The 19,484-nt window shown below is 57.9% G+C and carries 14 protein-coding genes; 3 read left to right on the top strand and 11 right to left on the bottom strand.

Features of this window, described 5'->3' with window-relative positions; translation table 11 throughout:
• Nucleotides 1–213: 213 nt before the first annotated feature.
• Nucleotides 214–765 carry a MarR family winged helix-turn-helix transcriptional regulator gene (locus tag HMPREF2928_RS00220; protein WP_070686874.1) on the bottom strand — a complete coding sequence of 184 codons (552 nt, stop codon included), beginning with the start codon at nt 763–765 and terminating at the stop codon, nt 214–216.
• A 1,466-nt stretch (nt 766–2,231) separates the two neighbouring features.
• Between HMPREF2928_RS00220 and HMPREF2928_RS00215 the strand changes: the two genes are divergently transcribed.
• Nucleotides 2,232–2,855, top strand: coding sequence for a superoxide dismutase (locus tag HMPREF2928_RS00215; RefSeq protein ID WP_044150883.1), 624 nt, complete (start codon nt 2,232–2,234; stop codon nt 2,853–2,855).
• 136 nt (nt 2,856–2,991) lie between these two features.
• Here HMPREF2928_RS00215 and HMPREF2928_RS00210 read toward each other — a convergent pair whose 3' ends face one another.
• From HMPREF2928_RS00210 to HMPREF2928_RS00185, 6 genes are all read right to left on the bottom strand, one after another.
• Nucleotides 2,992–4,461 carry an RNA-binding domain-containing protein gene (locus HMPREF2928_RS00210; protein ID WP_070686904.1) on the bottom strand — a complete coding sequence of 490 codons (1,470 nt, stop codon included), beginning with the start codon at nt 4,459–4,461 and terminating at the stop codon, nt 2,992–2,994.
• 266 nt (nt 4,462–4,727) lie between these two features.
• On the bottom strand, nt 4,728–6,539 hold the full coding sequence (locus HMPREF2928_RS00205; protein ID WP_070686872.1) for an ABC-F family ATP-binding cassette domain-containing protein: 1,812 nt from the start codon (nt 6,537–6,539) through the stop codon (nt 4,728–4,730).
• Nucleotides 6,540–7,015: 476 nt separating this feature from the next.
• Nucleotides 7,016–8,803 (bottom strand): ATP-binding cassette domain-containing protein, encoded by a 1,788-nt coding sequence (locus tag HMPREF2928_RS00200; RefSeq protein ID WP_070686870.1) that lies wholly within the window; start codon nt 8,801–8,803, stop codon nt 7,016–7,018.
• 497 nt (nt 8,804–9,300) lie between these two features.
• Nucleotides 9,301–10,113, bottom strand: coding sequence for an NUDIX hydrolase (locus HMPREF2928_RS00195; RefSeq protein WP_070686869.1), 813 nt, complete (start codon nt 10,111–10,113; stop codon nt 9,301–9,303).
• 246 nt (nt 10,114–10,359) lie between these two features.
• Nucleotides 10,360–10,680, bottom strand: a complete 321-nt coding sequence (locus HMPREF2928_RS00190) for a putative quinol monooxygenase (protein WP_049341970.1) — start codon at nt 10,678–10,680, stop codon at nt 10,360–10,362.
• Between the two features lie 137 nt (nt 10,681–10,817).
• The gene (locus tag HMPREF2928_RS00185; protein ID WP_070686867.1) at nt 10,818–11,396 is read right to left on the bottom strand and encodes a TetR/AcrR family transcriptional regulator; all 579 of its coding nucleotides are present in this window, start codon (nt 11,394–11,396) and stop codon (nt 10,818–10,820) included.
• Nucleotides 11,397–11,573: 177 nt separating this feature from the next.
• Between HMPREF2928_RS00185 and HMPREF2928_RS00180 the strand changes: the two genes are divergently transcribed.
• Complete coding sequence (locus tag HMPREF2928_RS00180) at nt 11,574–13,139, top strand: MFS transporter (protein ID WP_012904341.1); 1,566 nt, start codon at nt 11,574–11,576, stop codon at nt 13,137–13,139.
• 209 nt (nt 13,140–13,348) lie between these two features.
• Nucleotides 13,349–14,713, top strand: a complete 1,365-nt coding sequence (locus tag HMPREF2928_RS00175) for an NADH dehydrogenase (RefSeq protein ID WP_049363766.1) — start codon at nt 13,349–13,351, stop codon at nt 14,711–14,713.
• Between the two features lie 505 nt (nt 14,714–15,218).
• Here the strand turns inward: HMPREF2928_RS00175 and HMPREF2928_RS00170 are convergent.
• The 4 genes from HMPREF2928_RS00170 to HMPREF2928_RS00155 all read right to left on the bottom strand — a co-directional run bounded on the left by HMPREF2928_RS00170 (nt 15,219) and on the right by HMPREF2928_RS00155 (nt 19,394).
• On the bottom strand, nt 15,219–16,289 hold the full coding sequence (locus tag HMPREF2928_RS00170) for an alcohol dehydrogenase catalytic domain-containing protein (RefSeq protein WP_070677717.1): 1,071 nt from the start codon (nt 16,287–16,289) through the stop codon (nt 15,219–15,221).
• 284 nt (nt 16,290–16,573) lie between these two features.
• Nucleotides 16,574–17,428, bottom strand: a complete 855-nt coding sequence (locus HMPREF2928_RS00165) for an anchored repeat-type ABC transporter permease subunit (RefSeq protein ID WP_012904337.1) — start codon at nt 17,426–17,428, stop codon at nt 16,574–16,576.
• Nucleotides 17,425–18,303 (bottom strand): metal ABC transporter ATP-binding protein, encoded by an 879-nt coding sequence (locus tag HMPREF2928_RS00160; protein WP_049347372.1) that lies wholly within the window; start codon nt 18,301–18,303, stop codon nt 17,425–17,427. The genes HMPREF2928_RS00165 and HMPREF2928_RS00160 overlap by 4 nt, the downstream gene beginning before the upstream one ends.
• Nucleotides 18,300–19,394 carry a TIGR03773 family transporter-associated surface protein gene (locus HMPREF2928_RS00155; protein ID WP_070686865.1) on the bottom strand — a complete coding sequence of 365 codons (1,095 nt, stop codon included), beginning with the start codon at nt 19,392–19,394 and terminating at the stop codon, nt 18,300–18,302. The genes HMPREF2928_RS00160 and HMPREF2928_RS00155 overlap by 4 nt, the downstream gene beginning before the upstream one ends.
• Between the last annotated feature and the right edge of the window lie 90 nt (nt 19,395–19,484).

Genomic DNA, 19,484 nt, shown 5'->3' with positions numbered 1-19,484 from the left:
CCGCAAAAATTTTTTAAAATTCTTCGAATGTATCGATGCCCGGGGCAACTTTAGGCGGTTTTAAGGTTCGTGCGTACCGCAGCGCTCGCGACTGCAAGAGCCTATTTAAGAAATCTGTTAAAGAGATAAGGCACGTTCCCAGTGGGGAATGTGCCTTATCTCTGGTTCTCTCAACTCTCACCCGGGGCGAATCTTGCCCGAAGGCGGAGGAGGTTATTGTGCGGGGTAGTCCCCACGCTGCAGTGCATCAATCGAGATGACGTTTGAGGGGGTGTTGCCGAGGACTGCCTCGCCGATTTCTGCGAGATGCTCAACCTGTTCGGTGGTCAGGTGGTCGAAAATCTGGCGGCGTACTTCGCTCACGTGGCCGGGTGCGACTTCCTGCACCTTCTGCTCGCCTGCGGGGAGCAAGTGGCAGATGCTGACGCGGCGGTCTTCTGCACTGAGGGAGCGGCGGACGTAGCCGTCCTTCTCCAGGCGTGCCACAACGCGGGAGAGGCGTGCCGGGAGGGTGTTGGTAGTAACTGCCAGCTCGGTCATGGTGAGGGAATGATCCTTGGACTCGGAGAGCATCGCGAGCACCATGTATTCGACAAAGCTAATGCCAGCTTCGCTCTGCAGCTGGTTTTCCAGTTTGCGGGTGAGGCTGAAGATGATGGAGCTGATAAAGAGCCAGCCTTCTCGCTCTTGCTGGGAGAGCCACTGGATGGATTCGCTGTGTGCGGTATTGTCAGACCGCTGCGCAGACGTGGTTGGTGTGGACACGGGATTGGTTCCTCTTTTATCGGATATGGAGCTCCCTTATTAAGGGGAGGTGTGGTGTGCTGGCACCCATTGTAGCGAAAGGTCTTGCCCGGTAACCCTAAATTGGTACGGTCAAGTAATGCTTGACACTTTGGTGCTAATTTTTTGGAGGGTGCTAGGGTCATCTTTTTGCACGCAGTGACTATAAAAACCTTGGGTAGACAAGTGATGCACGACATATTTAAAAAGATTTCCGGTACAAGTATAGATGAGAACGTACCAAGAAGCATACTCACGAATTGAGCCAAATTCCGCGGAATATCAAGGTTTTTAGGGGGGTCAGTGAAAATTCTAGGGAGTGTAAAGAGCTTGCCAAGGGTGAAAAATAACGAAACGATAACAAAAATTTTAAAAAAATCTCGGTTTTGGCTTTGCAACCGTAATGAAACCGTGTACACTAATTACATAACGGGGTCGAAGGAAGCCTCCGAGGCGAGACCGGAAGCTCGCTTCGATAGGTTCGACTCTCTATTTATCGGTGATTGTCGTCGGTGTACGAGTAACTCGTATTTCTACCGACGGATGTGCGGTGCGGATGCAGTTCGTGGTTGGGCTGCATTCCGTACCGTATCTTTTTAACTGAAATCTCTATCAACTCACTCTAAGAGCATCCAATGATCGGGTGCTCTTTTTCTTTGCCCTCATAGGGATTAGCAAGAGCACCCCTGCGAACTAGGGGAGGAGCATGAGTCGAGGGGTCTGCACGCCTGCACTGCACCCCTTGCAGTTGTGGTGTTACTGTGCCGTATCGCGCCAGGAATGTTACCCACAGGGGTTATCCACAATGGTTATCCACAGTGTGGAGAACTTACACGCATGTGATTTGGTGAAGCTGGCGATGATGGTAATGCGAGATACCAAGAGGGGCCCGGTCAAAAAATTCTTGTAATTACAGGCTTTTGGAGCCGTTAAAAGCGAGGGTAAGTTCTTAAACAGAAGGCCTTTTCACCTTTAAATCCGCGGAACCCGAAAATTTCCACAGCTGTGGATAACCCTGTGCACTTAATCCACCGCCTCCGGCGTAAGGAGGCGCGTAAGATCGCTCGGCAGCCCTGTTGGCACTCAATATTTTGGCTAGTAGAGGGAAAAATGCCCTGAACGGAAGTAAAAATTCTGTAGTTTATCCCCCGCGCATCCCCAAAAAGGTGCGTTATCCACAGTAGTTATCCACAGTGTGGAGAACTTACAGCACTGTTATTCACATGAGTGCATAGCCCGGTATTTCAAGGCAGAATAGGGTATCGAGCCAGAAAAACCTGTTGATACACAGGGTTATCCACAGCTGTGGGGAAAAGTCTCCGGCTAAAATCCACAGGCTCGAGCGAGGTCTTACATAAATGTGACGCTCCCCAATTCGTGAAACGTAAAGTAAACGCTACGCTGGTAATCTTTAATACGAGCCAAGCATTCTAATGAAAGGCATCATCATGGCTGAAAAGTACACTCTCCCCGAGCTTCCCTACGACTACGCGGCGCTCGAGCCCCACATCTCCGCAAAGATCATGGAGCTGCACCACGACAAGCACCACGCAGCATACGTTGCAGGCGCTAACGCAGCTCTCGAGCAGCTCGAAGAGGCACGCGAGAACGGTGCATACGGCAACGTCTCCAAGCTCTCCAAGGACCTGGCGTTCAACCTGGGTGGCCACACCAACCACTCCATCTTCTGGAATAACCTGTCCCCCGAGGGTGGCGACAAGCCCACCGGCGAGCTGGCAGCGGCAATCGACGAGTTCTTCGGCTCCTTCGACAAGTTCCGTGAGCACTTCACCAACGTTGCACTGACCATTCAGGGCTCCGGCTGGGCAATCCTCGCATGGGACACCGTTGGCAAGCGCCTCATCATCGAGCAGCTTTACGATCAGCAGGGCAACATCTCCGTTGCACTGATCCCCGTTCTGCAGCTGGACATGTGGGAGCACGCATTCTACCTGGACTACCAGAACGTTAAGGGCGACTACGTCAAGGCATTCTGGAACATTGTGAACTGGGCTGACGTTCAGGCTCGCTTCGAGCGCGCAGTGTCCCAGACCAAGGGCCTGGTCCTCTAATCTAAGTTTTCGTCAGCGCGGTGAAGTAGCCGCGGTGAGATAACTGAAACGGGTGCCCGGCGCCTCCATATTCGGAGGTGCCGGGCACCCGTTCGTTTATCCCTGAACCACGTGGCGCGTCAGAGAACGCGAGACTCTAGGCGGCTACCGTGTGGTATACCGAGCCGCGGCGTCCCGAACGGGCTTTTTGCTCTACCAAACCTCGTTGGATTAGCTTGGGCAATGCGTAACGTACCTGCCGTGCACTCAACTCGGTGCTTTCCGCAATATCAGCGACTGTAGCAGGTCCGCGAGTCAAAGCAATGTACACCTGGGATTCCGTGGGGGATAGATTTTCCGGTATCTCAGCAAGCTGAGGAGTAGAGGATACCCCCATTGTGCTCGTAGGTTGCGTGTTATCGGCAGGACGGTAGATAATGACGCGTACCTGGATACCCTCGTCGATAATATGCGCCTTACGCAACCCAGCATCAACCAGGGCCTGTTGCGCAGCTAGGATACCGCCCCCTTCGCCCTCGATTAGTCGGTGACCGTCGCTGAGACGAATACTCTGGCAGATAGCATAGAGCGCCTCGTTTACAGCCGCGGGGCGATGCACGAGGCCTACCTGACTCGGCAGGATACCCCAAAAACCGCCGGGGCTGATGATTTCAATACGGCCGCGTTTGATAAAAATCTGTATAAATTTTCCGGATGCATCCCGTTCATAGCTCCGGTGGACGAGTGCGTTGGCTACGAACTCACGGAGAGCTACCAAGGGGATTTCTGGCTGATCGATGAGCCCCGCACCATTGGGAGCTGTGACGGTGCGGTTCTTAATGTTGCGTATAAGCCATGCAAGGGTATCTTCAAGCATGGCGGGAATAGGGCCTTCGCTTCGAAAACGGTCATCATTGCGGGTGTTGCCGCTTGTAGACACTATGCCAATAACGCTCGCCCCAGAATAAAACTGCTGAGGGTAGTCACCCAGAGCGCACATCCCAGCCAAGGTTAAATGATTATCTGCAGCTAGTACATTGCGTTTATACAAAATTTCTTGGTCAGAGCTCTGACGCAAACGGGCTGAGGAGAGACGTACCTGGCGCAGGAAGTCCTGCGTGTAGGACTTGTCCAAATCATCAATGGACGTGTGAGCGATGCTTTGTAAGTCATTGTGCGGTTTGTGGCGCTGCGCGTACATTAGACTGAGCGCGTAGCCATCCATTGGGTAGTCACCATCCCCGAGCCGTTGGTAGGCTATATTACCTTTGAAACAGGGACGTTCCTGTACCGGCAGGCCCGGAACGGTTACGATGAGCAGCTGATGGCCATCTAGAGTTATATCGTCGGTTTCCACTACGATTTTTGGCTTAAGATTTTGCGCGGCATCAATGATTTTTGCCCGCAGATCTTCAACATCATAAACGCCTACAGGTGCAAACTCCTGAGATTCGTCGACACCGCATATGATTGTGCCTCCGTCGGGAAGGTTAGCAAAGCTGCAGATAGTTTCCGCCACGGAGGAGGGGTAACCCATGTGGGCTGATTTAACCTCTACGGTCAGGCTGTCTCTACCTAGAAGCCGTAGCTCGTTGAGTGTTCGTGTTAGTTCTTCAGGCGTATACATGTACATATTGTAATTCCTGGAGTGACATTTTAGGCCTCATGCGGGACATTAGTTACAAATAAGATGGATTTTGGTGACAAATATGTAACTATCGAGGATGATTTGTTACATAAATAAGAAGCGGCCTGCGATGTTGGGCGGATGTGTTCCGGCTGTTGCTATGGTGGGTGCCCGGCGCCTCCATATTCGGAGGTGCCGGGCACCCGTTCGTTAAGCCCCGGGTAGCACCCGCGGGGTTGGGTTCGGAACCTTAGACGGAACCCTAGTTAGAGCGCCATCGTGCGGTCAATGCGGATGCGGCGGCAGAAATCCTCATCATGGCTCACCACGATGAGCGCACCGGTATAGGCTTCGAGCGCCTGCACCAGCCAATCCACCGAAGAAATGTCGAGGTTATTCGTCGGCTCATCCAGCATGAGTAGCTGTGGTACCGGATCTGCCAGAAGCACCTGTGCCACCGCGGCACGGAAACGCTCACCACCGGAGAGCTCGCCGGTCTTATGGTGCACGCTCTCTCGGCGGAAAAGCAGGCGCGCCAACTGGTCACGCAGATGCTGCTCGCTCACTCCGGGGTTTGCCCGCTGCACACTCTGCAGGAGGGTGAGCTGCGGGTCGAGGGTGATGCGCTGAGGAATGTACGCCCCGTCGAGGCAATAGTCGACCCGGTAGGTGGGCTGCACGGGGGAGCGGTAGTCAGCCTCGCCGGTGTGGGCGATAGCGTTCAAGAGGGTGGTCTTGCCGCTACCGTTTGCACCGGTGATGCGCAGATGCTCGGGACCGCTGAGAATCAGGTGTTCTGGGCGTTCCGCCGGGGTTCCCTGATTGCTCTCGCTATCAGCCTCGGCGGGTGAAAAATGCAGAGAATCAACCTTGGTAGGTTGCTGAGCGGTAAATGTTTCACATGAAACCTGCCGGGTATCAACCCTGCGTAGCTCCAGCACCTTGCGTCCCGCGGGTAGGGGTTGCTGGCTCAGCTCGGCGTAAATTTTCTCCTGCACGCGCACCTCATCCTGAGCCTTCTGGTATGCCTCCCGAGCCTGCTCCTGCTTGCCGACGCGCAGGCCGCGAAGCTTCGCCGCCGCCTGCCGGGAGGCATCTTTCGCTAGATCAAGAATCGTGTCCGGCTGGTCGTCCTTCCAGACCTGCGCCATGTTCTTCGAGATAATCTCCTGTGCCTGCACCCACTCACGATGCGCCGAACGCACCCGGTTCTTCGCCTCGCTCACGCGGCGCTGAGCTGCCTGCTGTTCGGTCTCCAGCGCCTGCCGGTAGGTGCTGTAGTTACCCTCAAAGAGGCGCAGATGAGCCAGCCCCTGGCGGTCGGCGTGAAGCTCCGCAATCACGTTTACACGCTCCAGTAGGTCGCGGTCATGGCTGATGATGAGCGCCGGGCAGGGGAATGCCTCCAGGGTTTCGAAGAGCTGCGCCTTCGCCGCGGAGTCCAGGTTGTTGGTCGGCTCGTCGAGCAGAATGAACTCGGGATCAGAAATCATTAGCGAGGCAAGTGCGGCAATGACCGCCTCGCCACCGGAGAAGCTGCTCATGTTGCGGGCAAAGAGCGCCCGAACCGATTCCGGGTTGTCACGATCAACCACGGTCGCCGGGGTGAAACCGTAGGTTGCAAGAGCCGCGAGGGTGCGCTCCTCAATGTCCCAGTTATCCCCGATGGTCTCGTAGAGTTCGGGGGAATACTCGCCGGATTCCACCGCCTGCAGTGCCCGCAGAATCTCAGAGATTCCGCAGAGCTCGGCGAGGGTCTGCTCTCGGTCCAGACCCAAATCTTGAGGTAGATACGCCATGCGTGCCGGTGCCGCCAAGGAACCGGAATCCGGCAGCAAATCACCCAAAATCAACCTCATAAGGGTGGATTTTCCGCAACCATTATCGCCGATGAGCCCGGTCAGAGGTGCCGAAAATACCGCCGACAGGTCGCTGAAGAGTGTGGGTTCGCTCGGGTGCGCAAAGTGTAGATGGGCGATACTAACATGCGCCGCCGCGTGGGAAGTGGCGTGCGAGCGGGCATCGCGGGAAGAAGCGGAACGGGGAAAGGTTGCCTGCGGCTGAAGTACGTGTGTCATACGAGCTCCTTGAGGTATGGATGCTCGGGTGCTCTCAAACTCCGACGGTGGTGCGTTGCAGTAGTGTGCCGGCGGTTTGGGGGTGCCTATGCTGAGCGCGTGGCGGTAAGAGGATCGCCCCAAAAAGGGTGCGAAAAAACCCGAGCGTAACGGTGGATGTACCTGTGCCCGGGTGCGTGCGCGCTGACGGAGACACGCAGAAAAATGGAAGTGTGCAGAGAATATGCCTGCACAAAAAGCTACGTGAGCGCGCGAAAAATTCTTCTGAGTCCGGGCTTATGCTCGGTGGGTCATTTCTTTGATGCCTCCTAGATTCCGAAGGGTACCCCGGTCGCGCCTTGGGTGGCTTCGGTCAAACGATACGTTCAGCTTCGCCAGCTACCCCTGCGGCGGGGTAACACGGATAGAGAGCTGAGAACTCCAGCATAGGAACTGACTGGGCGCTGAGTCAAACACCCTCCCATGTAGGAGAAGATTCAGCATGCTGATTCCCCGAATGGTTCCTTCCCGAGAGTTTTTGTTGAAAGGTTGAGTGTGCGGTCAATGCGGATGCGGCGGCAGAAGTCCTCATCATGGCTCACCACGATGAGCGCGCCGGTATAAGCTTCGAGTGCCTGCACCAGCCAATCCACCGAAGAAATGTCGAGGTTATTCGTCGGCTCATCCAATATGAGTAGCTGCGGCACCGGGTTGGCCAGAAGCACCTGCGCCACCGCGGCACGGAAGCGCTCACCTCCGGATAAATCCCCAATGCACTGATGTACGCTTTCGCGACGGAAGAGCAGGCGCGCCAGCTGGTCACGCAGATGCTGTTCGCTCGCACCGGGATTCGCCCTCTGTACGGTTTCAAGGAGGGTGAGCTCCGGGTCGAGGATGATGCGCTGCGGCAGGTATGCGGTCTTGTCCAGGCGGTAGAGCACTTGGTATGCAGGCGGCACTGGGGAACGGTAATCAGGGTCATTCGCGTGCGCTATCGCATTGAGAAGCACAGTCTTGCCACTGCCGTTTGCTCCCGTGATGTGCAGGTGTTCGGGTCCGGTCAGGATAAGAACCTCGGGAAAATCTTGGATTTGAAGCAGATAATCAACTTTATATGGTTGTGTTTCACGTGAAACGGTGTTTTGGGTGTACGCATTCTTAAGGTCGGTGCTCTGCGGTGTAGATGCGCAAGAGTCGTTCTTCACCCGATGTAATTCCAGTACCTTCCGCCCCAATGGGAGCGCGTCCTGAGCAAGTTCCAGATAGATACGCTCCTGCACGCGCAGGTTCTTTTGGGCTTCTCCAACTGCCGCACGCGCATCCGCCACCATGCTTTCGTGGGCTGTGTGAAGTTTCCCGGCAGAGCGCTCTGAACTGTTTTTATCCAGGCCCATAGCCATGCCAGGTTTCCGCTTTGACCGCTCAAATTCGCGACCTCGGCGGGCGTTGCGATCGAGCTTAATCTGGTTCTCGGCACGCTCACGCACAGCCTTACGCGCCTCATTTTTCGCCTCGGTCACGCGACGCTGAGCTGCCTGCTGTTCGGTCTCCAGTGCCTGCCGGTATGTGCTGTAGTTACCCTCGAAGAGGCGCAGATGAGCTAGCCCCTGACGGTCAGCATGAAGCTCGGCAATTACGTTCACGCGCTCCAGCAGGTCACGGTCGTGGCTAATAATCAGCGCCGGGCAGGGTAGCGCCTCCAGTGTCGTGAAGAGCTGGGCTTTCGCTGCGGAGTCCAGGTTGTTCGTCGGTTCGTCGAGCAGAATGAACTCTGGGTCTGAATACAGAAGCGCGGTGAGTGCGGCTGTGACCGTCTGACCACCTGAAAAGGTGCTAAGGGGACGCATCAGAAGGTTGCGACGGGCCTGTGTATCGGTCGTAGTGAGGGCAGGACCAAAACCATGTTCGGCAAGGGCTGCGAGGGTACGGTCTTCAATATCCCAGGCGTCGCCTATGGTGTCGTAAAGGCAGGGGGAATAGTCGCCCGATTCCAGTGCATCAAGCGCCTGCAGTATTTTTGTAATTCCAAAAATATCAGCAAGATGCTGATGCCCACTCAACCCTAAATCTTGCGGTAGGTACGCTATGCGCGGTGGGGTGCTGATTATCCCTTGACTAGGGTTTATGTCGCCAAGAATAAGTCTGAAGAGGGTAGTTTTTCCGGCGCCGTTATCGCCGATAAGCCCGGTGAGTGGCGCAGAAAATACCGCGGAAAGGTCGGTGAAAAGCGGAGGCTCACCCGGATGTGCGTACGAAATATGGTCGAGTGTAATGTGACGTGACATGGGCCGAGTTCCTTCGAGTAGGTGCTCGGATTCCTGCCAGCGCACATGAAGGCGTGAAGGCATGAAAAAACCCGAGCGTAACGGTGGATGTACCTGTGCCCGGGTGCGTGCGCACTGATTGGAGCACGTAGGAAACGTGTCCGTAGAGCTGCTACGTGAGCGCGCGAAAAATTCTTCTGAGTCCGGGCTTATGCTCGGTGGGTCATTTCTTTGATGCCTCCTAGATTCCGAAGGGCACCCCGGTCGTGCCTTGGACGGCTTCGGTCAATCGATATGTTCAGTCCCTTAGGCTACCCCCCCCACGGTGGGGTAGCGCGGATAGAGAGCTGATGGCTCAAGTATAGAAACTGTGTGGGTGCTGAGTCAAACACCCTCCCGAAAAACCGCCTGACAAGTGCCGATACCCCCTAGAGAACGCAAAAAGAGGGGCGACACCGCACGGTGCCGCCCCTCCTTTTAGGCATTAAATCTGCGCGCGTACAACGCGCGAAAGGCTATTACGCCTCGTGGCGCTCGCGGTACATGCCCAGCGGGCCCGCATCCGCGTACGCCTGAGCGTCGTTGTAACGGTACAGGCGCGGCGGGCGGTGACGGGTGCCCTCCACGCGGCGGCCGGTGTCAATAATCGACTTCGACGCCGCAATCTGGCGGCGGAAGTTCGCCGGATCCAGGGTGCGACCCAGAATCGCCTCGTACACCTCACGCAGCTGCGCCAGGGTGAACTCCTCACCCAAGAAAGAGTGCGCAATACGCGAGTACTCGACCTTGTTCTGCAGACGGTAGAGCGCGTACTCAATGATTTCGTTGTGGTCGAATGCCAGCTCGGGCAGTTCATCCACCGGGAACCAGCGGATGTTCTCGTGCACGCGAGTGTTCGCAACCTCGGTGGCGGGAATCGATGCCCAGTACACCACAGAAACCACGCGCTCGTGATCAGTGCCGGGTGCCGGGTCGGGCTCGCCCACAACGCGGGCGGCGCGCGCCTCGGGGGTGCGCAGAACGTCACCGAATGCGTAGAGCTGCTCCAGGTAGCCGGGCTGCAGGTTAGTTGCGCGCTTCAGGGTCGAAGCGGCTGCCTCTTCGAGGGAAAGATTCGGGTTGAGCGGACCGCCAGGAAGCGCCCACTGGCCCTTATAAGGCTCGCGGAGGCGGCGAACCAGCGGCAGCCACAGGGGAGGGTGGGTTTCGTTTTCCTTGGGGCGCAGTGCCAGAATAACGGTCGAGACGGCGAGGGATACAGAGGTGTGGTCCACGTCGTTGTGCTCTTCAACGGCGACTGCGCCGGGAAGAGGCTGGGATGCGATGCTCATTCAGACCTCCTGTGCGAATGGGTATCGATAGGTGTGCATACTCTACCCATTTTAAGGGGTTAATAGGGTAAAAATGCACGCAAGGCACCCGCTGAGTCGAAAACCGGTACCATCCGCGTCGTGTCAAGGGGAAAAGTTCAGGTACCGGACACACCAAAGCGCCCCTCCTGCCTGTCCAATAGAACAGGCAGAAGGGGCGCCCAGAGTCTAACTATGCAATTCTAGGGTGCATGTCGGGGGTGCAGACTAGTCGATCTGTAGCTCGCCCATAGCGTCCCAGCCGTCGCCGTCAACCAGGCGAGAAACAATCTTCGGGGTTGCAGTCAGCAGCGGACGCATGTCCTTCATAGCCTGCTGGAAGTGGTCAGAGTTCACGTGCGGGCCAGCTGCGTCGTCGTTGAAAGCCTCGAGCAGAACGAACTCATTCGGGTCCTCAACGCTGCGGGACCACTCGAAGAACTTGTTGCCTTCCTCGGCGCGGGTTGCCTCGGTGAAAGCGCGGGTCTTCTCAATCCACTGGTCAGCGTATTCGGGCTTGACGGGGAACTTTACAGCAATGAAAATCATCGGAACTCCTTAGGTTGAAGAGTAGATACGTACCCTTCCAGTTTAAGCCCCGGGTGCTCGCCGGCGCTGAAGAATAGGGTTTGAGGCAGCGGTTTTAGCTTGTGGCTTTAAGCGCTGTATCGGGTGGCTTTTGTGGTTTAACGAGCCGCCGCCTTGAGAACCTGCAGGGCGCGTTCGAGTGCCGCACGGTCTGCCGCGATGGCTGCAGCCCTCTGCGGGCTGGCGGAGTCGCCTCCGAACGCCGCGTTGTAGTACATGCCGTCACCCAGAAGCAGCACGGTGCGGGCAATCTGCTCATCGCCCAGCTCGGCGAGGACGAGCGCATGCCAGCCATCCTGTACGCGACTCATGGTCTGCTGGGCGAGCTCATTATTGTTCTGCGCCAGGCGGCTGAGGGCAATGAGGGCACGGTCGAACGGGGTGTTATCCGGCGTGGAGGAATTGATGTAGTAGGCGCTTGCCCCCTCGGGTGCCTGCTTCATCGCCGCGAAGTCCTCTTCAGCCAGGGTGAGGGTGCGTTCTGCGAGCGCCTCAAGGAGTGCCTTCTTGGAGGAGAAATGGTAGAGTAGCCCGCCCTTGGAAACCTTGGCGGCGGTGGCGACGGCGTCGAGGGTTGCGGCGCGTTCTCCCGAGCGAATCAGCAGGTCGACGTAGGTGTTGAGGATGTGTTCGCGGGAGTTGTTGGCGCGCTGTTTGCGGTGGTTGGGGGTGGTCATGGGTACCAGTCTAACCGCTTGAAACTATACCGTCCAGTTGGTATAGTTAATCTTCGTTTGTGGACCCGACCGGACCCCTAAAACCTCACTAAAAGACCTAGCCCAAAAGACAGGCCGAGCTGATGCCGCCGCGTCCGCCGCATCAGCCGACACCTTATAGACGCACGAAAACAACCCATGACGAATCACAATCCGCACACCACGGCTCTGCCCATTCACGCCCCCGACCAGAAGACCAAGCGCTGGGCGGCACTCGGTGTGCTCATGCTCCCGGTGCTCCTGGTCTCCATCGACAACACAGTGCTTGCCTTCGCGGTGCCCGCAATCGCTAAGGCGCTGAGCCCCTCCTCCGCGGAGCAGCTGTGGATCGTTGACTCCTACTCCCTGGTGCTCTCCGCCCTGCTCGTGCCCATGGGCGCTATCGGTGACCGCATCGGTCGCCGCAAGCTGCTGCTCATCGGCTCGACCGGCTTCGCGGCAATCTCTGCGCTCGCGGCATTCGCGCCCTCCGCGCTGATGCTCGTGGTTGCCCGCGCCCTGCTTGGCATTTTTGGCGCCATGCTCATGCCGGCAACCCTGTCGATTATTCGCAATATCTTTGTGGATGCGACCGAGCGCCGCATCGCTATTGCCGTGTGGGCTTCGGGCTTCTCGGCGGGTGCGGCGCTGGGCCCGATTGTGGGTGGTTTCCTGCTGGAGCACTTCGACTGGGGTTCGGTGTTCCTGCTCGCTGTGCCGATTCTGATTCCTCTGCTGATTCTCGCCCCGATTATGGTTCCCGAGTCGAAGGACCCGAACCCCAGCCCGGTGGATCCGCTGAGCATCCTGCTGATTATGACCGGCATGACCGGCATTACCTTCGGTCTGACTCACACCTCCGAAACCGGGTTCGATGCGGTGGCTATCAGCACCATCCTTGCCGGCCTGTGCTTCATTGTCCTGTTCGTGCTGCGTCAGCTCAACCGCGAGAAGAACGATATTCAGCCCATGCTGGATGTGCGCCTCTTCCGCAACACCGTGTTCACCGGCGCGATTACCGCAAACCTCATCTCCATGATGGTGGACGTTGGCTTCATCTACTTCGCCTCCCAGCACCTGCAGTTGGTCTCCGGTCTGCCGCCCATGTACGCCGGTATGCTGCTGATTCCCGGTACCCTGGCGATCATTATCGCCGGTCTGGTGATTGCGCGCGTGGCGGTGCACTTCCACCCGGCGCAGGTGGTGTCTTTCGGTCTGGCGCTCCACGCTGCCGCGTTCGCGGTGCTCGCCTTCCTGGGTGCGCACAACGACTTGGTGATTATCCTGATCTTCATTGTGCTCGGTACCGGCATCGGTATTGCGCAGACCATTTCGAACGACCTGATGCTCTCCAGCGTGCCGCCGCGTAAGGCTGGTGCGGCATCCGCGATCTCGGAGACCTCCTACGAGACAGGTACGGTGCTCGGCACCGTCATCATTGGTGGCATGCTCACCGCCGTCTACCGCGCAAATGTGGTTGTACCCGACGGCCTGGATGAGACTCTCGCCGACCACGCCCACGAAACCCTCGGCGGTGCCGTGTCTGTCGCCAGCCATGTAGGTGGCGAGCAGGCGAACCAGCTGCTCTCCTCCGCATTCGCTGCCTTCGACTCGGGCGTGGTGCTGAGCTCCGCATTCAGTGCCGTGCTCATGGGTGTTATGGCTGTCATCAGCTACCTCATGATTCGTAAGGCACCGCGCGAAATGAAGCCCGCAGAACACTAATACAGCGCACTAAACCTCATAGATAAGCTCCGTCTCCCGTTGCTCTTGAGCGCCGGGAGGCGGGGCTATTTTTACGCACCCACCTGCGCATTTAAAGGTTCAGCACAGGTGCCGGTGGTACGGTAAAAACAGTAGGCTCACGCCCGAAAAAGTCGCCCGAAAAAGACAGAGGAACCAACGGCTCCACACACTCAAGGAGGAACGCCACCATGGGACTCAAAGACTGGATTGCACCCTTCATTACACTGCTGATTGGTGCCAGCACCATCTTCATCTCCTACAAGAACTACCAGGCGCAGGCGGCGGCAAAACCCTCCGAACTGGCGCGACTGGAACTGTGGAGCAAGCTCCTCACCGAAGCCGGCTTGGACCTCAACGCCCTACCCGACCCCGAAAAGCTCACCTCCGACCAGCGCGTCGTCCTCGAAAACTACCGGGTCTTCCTCAAGCGTGCGTCCCTCGAATCGAAGCTGCGTAAAGTTGGCATCGACAGCAACCGTATCTTCAGCCTGCTCATGAAGCGTGCGCACTCTTCCGTGAAGCCTACGCCCATCCCCATTGGCGACTCGATTAGCTACTACCGCCTGATTCTACGTGCCCTGCTGTACATTTGGGTTCCGCTGGCCGTGATTTTCATCGGCGTGCCCATCATCGTGGTCACCATCGCCTACCTGATTGGCCTGTTCACGAACCACCGCGGCAATCTGTCTGACTTTGCACTCTCCCCGCTCGCCGTGGTGCTCCTGATTGTTGGTGCGGTCGCCGTCGGTGCCCTCGTGTACCTGCAGAACCGCATTATCTCCGCCATTATCGCGAACAATGTGTACTTTTACTTCTGGGATATTTACGGCTCCAAGAAGGGCGCTCGCGACTCCAAGGACGCCTACAGCGAGCGCCTGGCGGCTAAAACCTACGCCGACCAGCTGTTCCTCGGTCAGCAGGAGTTCGCTCACCAGTTCCGCGAGAACATGTACATGGCGGGTATTCAGGAGATTGATGAGTACCCGCGCGTGCTCAGCGACAGCGTGATGCTGCCGCGCAACTACCGGGTTGCGGAAACCACCGAGGGTGAGGACCGTATCGACCGCTTCGTGAACTGGGTGCGCTCCAAGATTGGTTTTGAGCGCCTGGAACCGCGCATCATCTACAGGCTCGAACATAAGGACGCGCACAAGGATGCGAAGAAGGAATCCGCGCACGGTGAGCCGGTAGCTACTGAGCAGGGTGTTTCTGAGCAGCCTGTAGAGACTCTGGCTCAGGATAAGCAGGAGGATGCGCAGAAGGCTCCGGAGGCGCCCGCCTCTGCGGAGTCCGCCTCGGATGAGCCCATCGTCGCGGAGGTGTCCGTCGAGGCTCCTGCCGAGGTACCTGCCGAGAATCTGGCTGAAGTACCCGTTGAGGATGCGCCCACCGAACCCGTCATCGGAGGCGCCACCGACTCTTCTGCCGCAGCTGGGGCAGACGACCCCACGGAGGCGTTCACCCGCATCCTGCACGATGCTGCCGGTCATGAGAACACCGGTGAAAAGAATGCCGCCGGAGAAAAACCCAGTACTGAGAAGCCTAAAAACTAAATAGCCCGCCCGAGGCACCGAAAACCGGGCATGAGAAAAGGGTCGCAGCCTACGAGTTCGCCATTGAACCGTAAGCGTGCGACCCTTTTCCTTTCCCTTCAAGGGCGAGCAGAATCGGAGGTACCACCCGACCAAGAAGAGCCAAATGATGCGCCCCTCCACCGGTAGAGGTTGCCTGGCAGAAGAACCCGCCGAAGCAGGTTGGCAGAGCGCCCGGCAGAGGGTGCATCACGCTTGAGGAACCGCCCCAGAGCCCACCGGAGAGGGGGCTGAGGGAACAGAAAACCCCGAGCTGGCGCATCTCTACATCTTCAGATTTCTTACATCATCAGAAAATAACTACATCTCGGGGTAGGGGAGGACGATTCGCGCTCCGGGTGGGACCTACCCACTCCCACCCGGAGGCGAATCCTAGGGATGTTCGCAGTGTCATGAATACATCCCACCGAAATCCCTCACAAACGTTCGGGGTTTCAGTATGAGCGGTATATGAGCCTACCGCAGTCTATGCCGCAACCTCGGGGTTACGGGAGATAACAACCTTCACCACGTTGTGCTCAGCAGCGTGGGAGAACAGGTCGTAGGCTTCCTCGAACTGGTCGAAGGTGAAGCGGTGGGTTGCCATTGCCTTAGCGTTCAGACGACCCGAGCGGACCATGTTCAGCAGGTTACCGACGGTGTTGCAGTTGACCAGGCCCATGTTGATGCTCACGTTAGAAATCCACATGGTGTTCAGCGGCAGCTCAACGGGCTTGCCATGCACGCCGGCGTTCGCGATGTTGCCGTAGGGGCGAACAATCTTGGTGCAGGTCTCGAAGGTCTGCGGAACGCCCACAGCCTCAATTGCCACGTCCACGCCCAGGCCGTCGGGGGAGAGAGCCTTAATCTTCTCGATGAAGTCCGGGTCGCCCGCGTTGACCTTGTCGGTTGCACCCAGCTCCAGTGCCTTGTTCATGCGGTTGTCGTCGAAGTCGACGGTGATGACGCGGCCGGCACCGCAGAGGTTAGCGGTCATGATTGCGCCCAGACCCACGGGGCCTGCACCCACGACAGCGACGGTGTCGCCGGGCTTGGTGTGACCGTTCAGAATACCGATCTCGAAGCCGGTGGGCAGTGCGTCGGTGAGGAAGAGGACGTCCTCATCGGACAGGCCCTCTGGAACCAGGTGAACCGAAGTCTCTGCGTAGGGAACGCGCACGTACTCAGCCTGGGTGCCGTCAATCATGTAACCGAAAATCCAGCCGACACCACCAACGGTCTGGCAGTGCGAAGGCTGGTTCGCCTTACAGTAGGAGCACTTACCGCAGCTGGTCACGGCGGGAATGATAATGCGGTCGCCGACCTTCAGATCAGTCACCGCGGAGCCAACCTCGGTGATGGTGCCGACAGCCTCATGGCCGAGGATGCGTCCGTGGTCCACCTCGGGGCAGTCACCCTTCAGGATGTGCAGGTCAGTACCGCAAATGGTGGTGGTGTCGACACGGGCGATAACGTCCGTGGGCTCAAGAATGGTGGGGTTCGGGACTTCCTCCCAGGCGCCCTTCTGGTCGGGGCCGTGGTATACATATGCCTTCATGATAACTCCTTCTTTGAAGCTCTAATGAGGGTGCAGTGACTGTTTTATCACTACATGTATCAACCCATAAGAAATATTTGATAGGTTGTATTTTCATTAAACCCGACGTGTTGAATTATGCGCTTTTATTACGCGGAGTGTATCTTTTGGTTCTTTAAACATGAACATGATTCACTTTGGGTATTTAAAACCTGTAAAAAACGCATGAGGCGCACCCCCCAAACGGGGATACGCCTCGTGCGTTTAGTCGAGAAAAGTTGGGTTGAGTCGAGGTTGAGCTGGGTTTAATTCTTCAGCTGGGCACGCGCTCGCGAACGAACCGCCGTCACTGCCCACACCAGCACAAAAGCCGCCACCATCGACAGCACAATCGTGCCACCGGTCGGCAGGTTAAACGCCCACGACAGGTACAGGCCAACAATCGAACAGATACCGCCAAACACCGGCGAGAACACCATCATCGACCCCAGTCGGCGGCACGCCAGGCGGGCTGCCGACGCCGGAATCACCAGAAGCGCCAACACCAGCACATTACCGAGCGTCTGCAGACCCAGCACCACAGAAATGGTCACCAGAACGTACAGCACAATATCCAAGGCGAGCACCGGCAGGCCCATCGCGCGGGCACTCTCACGGTCCAGGCTGACCGTCACAATCTGGCGGTGGAACAGCCACAGCACCAGCAGAATAACGGCACCCATAATCGCCGCCTGGGTAATGTCCTCATTCGAAACACCCACAATCGAGCCGAACAAGAAGTCCTGCACCGACCCCGAATAGCCCGGCGCCAAAGAAATAATCACAATACCCAACGCAAAAGACGCCGCGAAGAAAATACCGATCACAGAATCCTCGCGCAGCCGCTGATTCTGACTAAAAATAGCCACCAGAATAGCCGTCACCACGCCCGCGGTCAGGCCGCCCATGACCAGGTTGCCGCCCAGCACGAACGCCACCGCAAGGCCAGGGAACACCGAGTGCGCCACCGCATCGCCAATGAAGACCATGCCGCGCATCAGCACGTGGCAGCCCACCACACCGGTAACCACCGACGCGAGCAGCACCGCCGCCAGGGCACGCGGAAGGAACGCCAGAGACGGGTTGAACAGGTCGGCAAGAAAATCGATAGGAGTAATCAACGGGCACCCCCGGTAGAAGCAGTATGGGCGGGGGAGAGAGAAAGATCAGAAGTGCAGGAATCGGGTAGCTCGTGGCCGTACTCATCCAACGCACCACCGGCACAGGTGAAGCCCGTGCGGGCGTGGCCCTGCGCCTCCTCAATATCGTGACCGTGCAACCACGTATGCAGCTGCTCCAGGCTAAAGGAGTCCGCCGGACCATCCAGGTGAATATTGCCGCGCACACCGCACAGACGCGAGCAGGACTCGCGTGCCGCCAGCATGTCGTGCGTGGACATTAGAATCGTGATGCCCTCGTCCGCCAACTCACGGTACAGGCGAGTCAGAGTGGTCTGAGTCGGCGCGTCCACGCCCGTAAACGGCTCATCCAGCAGCAGCAGGGAGGGGTTCGCCGCCAAAGCGCGCGCCAAAAGAACCCTCTGACGCTGACCACCGGAAAGCTCCGCAATGGAAGCATCCTGCAGGTGCAGAACATCGGTGCGTTCCATCGCCGAAAAAACCTGAACCCAATCCTTCTTCGCCGGGCGGCGGAAGAACCCAATCTCACGCACGCGACCGGTCATCACTGTGTCCTTAACGGTCAGCGGAAAATCCCACTGGAACTGGTGCTTCTGCGGCACATAACCAATATGCGCACGCGCCACACGCGGCGACTCACCCAGCACGCGAACCTGACCGGACGCCGGGCGAATCAGACCCAAAATGGTGCGCAGCAGCGTGGTCTTACCGGCACCATTAGCGCCAATTAGACCCGCAAACTCGCCGCGCTCCAGGGTCAGGGACAGATCCTTGAGGATGGAACGGCGCGCGTAGCCGGCGTACAGGTTTGAAATCTCTAGGACGGGCTCAGTACCCGCTGTTACCGATGCGCTCACGAACGGTCACCGCGCACTTCATCCAGAGCCTCACGCTGCGCGGAGGAGCGGCGACGTCGGGAGGCGATGAATGCGCCCACGCCCACCACGACCACGATGCCAGCGACAATAGGACTCCAGGAAATCGTGAACTCAGCACGGAAACCGCTCTGATCGCTCGCTGCGGCGGCAGAAGAAGAACCGGATGCCTGAGTACCGGATGCCTGAGTACCGGATGCCTGAGAAGCGGAAGAATCCGAACCCGAGGAACCGCGAGCCTGCGCCTCCATCGCGTACAGGGCATCAGCGCTCGCAGAATCACCCACCGCAAACTTCAGGTAGCGGGTATCAGACACGGTCGAACCGTCAGACAGCTCAGCGCTCGCGGTAACCTTCAGCAGGTACTCGCCGGGGGCGGTGAACACCCAGTTTGCGTGGGTGTGAGTGTTCTTCTCAACCCACAGCTTCTGCGGCTCACTCTTGGTCGAGGACCACAGCACCTGCGGTGCCGAGAAGTTGCCGTTCTCCAGGTACAGGCTGAACGTGCCGGGGCCGCTCACCTGCTCCAGGGTCAGGTTCACGCCGCGGTTCAGCTTGGACACCAGCTGCGGATCCTGAGTGTTCCAACCCGGCCAGATTACGCCCTTAGTTTCGGTCTGCGGAATGACGTACACCTTAGAGCCGGCGGGCGCACCCACGAAGGAGTAGCGCGGGTCGTTCGGCACCTCAAGGATTGCCTGGTCGCTACCGCGGTAGATGACCTCGTCCAGGCTGCGCCAGACGGGGGTTTCACCGTGGTCGTCGTGGAGCATGAGCTCAAACTTGCCGTTGTTGAAACGAGGACCCATATCCACGTGACCGGCAGAAATTTCGGTGCGGCCGGATGCGACCGGCTGCTCAGCCGACAGGGTCTGGGTGAGGGCGCGCTCGCCGCGGCTGAGGTTGCTGTCGCTCGGCTGAGCCGAGGCGCTCTCAGCGGTTGCCTCAGCGGTTGCCGGGGTGGTCTCCGCGTGTGCCACACCCAGGGGTGCGAGCATGAGGCTGGCACCCAGAGCCAGGGCGGGCAGGGCGCGGCTACGCGAGGAGCGGGAGGGGGTGGTTGAGTTCATCATGAGGACTTCCTTGAATCATGACCTAGGTGGTGCGTGAAAGATTATCTATATACCAATACGGCTATATGAGCTTGTGGGGAGCTTAAAACC

This window comes from Rothia sp. HMSC072B04 (assembly GCF_001813725.1).
Taxonomy (GTDB): Bacteria; Actinomycetota; Actinomycetes; order Actinomycetales; family Micrococcaceae; genus Rothia; species Rothia mucilaginosa.
The sequence above is the reverse complement of the archived record's forward strand: the minus strand, read 5'-3'. Positions and strand labels throughout refer to the sequence as shown.